This window comes from Actinobaculum sp. 352, assembly GCF_003957265.1.
Classification (GTDB): domain Bacteria; phylum Actinomycetota; class Actinomycetes; order Actinomycetales; family Actinomycetaceae; genus Asp313.
Map to the genome: position 1 here is coordinate 1 of NZ_RQSN01000029.1, position 1,952 is coordinate 1,952.

A 1,952-nucleotide genomic window follows, 5' to 3' on the forward strand; every position below is an offset into this window, starting at 1 on the left:
CATAATGGTAGACGCCGGTGCGCTTCGCCCCAGCAAGCATGGATTTCCAACCGTCAATCACCAGCGAAGTGCCGCCGGTGGCCTTCGTGATCGTGAAATCCACATGTGGCACTATTGCGCGGGGCCATCCGGCTTGGTAGCGGGCGTGCACATCCACGCCATGCAGAATGCTTGTCATGCTTGGTCTCCTTCTTCGTCGTCGTCGCTGTCATCATTGGGGATCTCGCCGTTGTCGTCGTGAGCCGGAACTGATGCGAGTCTTGTGCCTCGGTCGGATTGGGCGACAGCAGCCAAGGGCCGTGCCGGGGGTGGTGGCGGTAACTGCAAGTTGATATGCCTCTCGAGTTTGGAGACGTGGTCTTGCCAGATGCCGACCTGCTGGGACAAGGCGAGCTCGTGATCCCGAGCCTCACCGAGCTCGCGGCGCAACCTGGAGAACTTGGCATCCATCTGGTCCAGGCTCTCCCGCAGCCTAGTCGTCCGCGCCTCGGCGTCGCGTACCTGCTCCTGCAGCTCATCCACGGTACGCGCCAACACGGCAAGACTATAGTCAGCGCGGGCGTTACGCCGCTGCACCAACGCCGTAATCCCCGCCGTGGCCACGCCACCGACCATCGCGACCACAGCAACAATCACCGCCGTATCAAACAAAGGAGACGACATCGTGGTTTAGCCTCGCTTCCACCGGGGTGCTAGTGTCTGCACGACTGTCAGCATGCCCTGTTGGACGGATCTGGTGCCGCCAGCGGAGTGATAAAAGTATGTGGCGATGGTGGATCCGGCGGTTATGGGGATCACGGACACGAAATTCATTTGATCCTCAGCGGCCGAGCCCGTCCGATACTTTTGCCCCTCGACCTCGAACTCTGTGAACACCCTGCCGAGGGTTTGCGAGTCGCCGGACACGTTGATGTTGACCTGGACGAGATAGAGACCAGTGGAGGGAACGGTCAGACGGACGTTGTCGGAGGACAGTGCCCACCCTTCGGTTTGCCGGGTGATGGAACCGATGCCGAGGTTCTTCACGACGCCGTTGGGTAGGTTGGTCTGGTAGAGGGTGGCGGTCAGCCCGTGGGGGCGGCCACCGACCATGTCCCACGCAGCACCCTGCTGTGACATCACGTCTAGCGTGACGGTTGCTTGGTTGAACACGAACAATGGGAAGGCGGAGGCGGGTGCGGCGGAGGCGATTTGGTCTGCCTCGGTCTGGTCTGCGACGGGGATCGGGGCGTGCAGGGACGAGGAGAAATCCTCGAGTATGGTTTGCACGTTGACGGGACCGTCAGAATCGGCGGCGGACGTCCCAACCTTCGGGAGGACACGCTTAAACAGGTCGATGATGGGCAATGGGGTCTCCTTTACGCGATGGTCCAGAGTGCGGGGACGGCGGGTGGTGTCCAGTCGGCTTGTGACGTGTGCGCGATGACGCACCGGTAGACGGTGCCCTGGTAGGTGACGAGTGTGCCGGTTGTGTAGGCGACGCCGACTGTCCATGCCGGGTAGGTGTCTGCCGCGCCCGGTTGTGCTAGGGCGGTGTTGCGCCAGCCGAGCGGGTACACGTCAGGTCCTGCCGTGTGTGGGGAGAGCCATGCCCCGGAGATGTTCTCCCACGTGATGCCGTCGATGATGATTTTTTCGCCGGGGCCGACTGCGCCCGTGGTGGGAATGTCCGCCAGTTGGCGGGCGGGTTGTGTTTCCACGGCGGCAGCGTACTGCGCCGCCAATGTTTCGGCTTGCTGTGCGGCGGTGGCAAGGAGGAGCCGTCGTTGCTGCTCTCGCAGCACGGCGGCGTAAAAATCCCCCCAATCCGCCTCACTAATGCCTGCTAGGTCTAGATCGACAGCCATAACCATTCCCCTCTCTTCGTTGGTTGGTTATGCGGTGACGTATTGGGCGGAAAACTCGCAGCCCGGAGAGTTGAGCGTGGTCCCGGAGTCTTGGAACAGCATGAG

The 1,952-nt window shown here is 61.9% G+C and carries 3 protein-coding genes; all 3 read right to left on the minus strand.

The annotated features are described in order from the left end of the window. Nucleotides 1-174: 174 nt before the first annotated feature. The 3 genes from EKN07_RS12340 to EKN07_RS12350 are packed head-to-tail and all read right to left on the minus strand — an operon-like array spanning nt 175 to nt 1,847. Nucleotides 175-663, minus strand: a complete 489-nt coding sequence (locus EKN07_RS12340) for a hypothetical protein (RefSeq protein WP_126146567.1) — start codon at nt 661-663, stop codon at nt 175-177. Nucleotides 664-669: 6 nt separating this feature from the next. Next, nucleotides 670-1,347, minus strand: a complete 678-nt coding sequence (locus EKN07_RS12345; protein WP_126146568.1) for a hypothetical protein — start codon at nt 1,345-1,347, stop codon at nt 670-672. Nucleotides 1,348-1,358: 11 nt separating this feature from the next. After that, nucleotides 1,359-1,847 (minus strand): carbohydrate-binding protein, encoded by a 489-nt coding sequence (locus EKN07_RS12350; RefSeq protein WP_126146569.1) that lies wholly within the window; start codon nt 1,845-1,847, stop codon nt 1,359-1,361. Nucleotides 1,848-1,952: the final 105 nt, after the last annotated feature.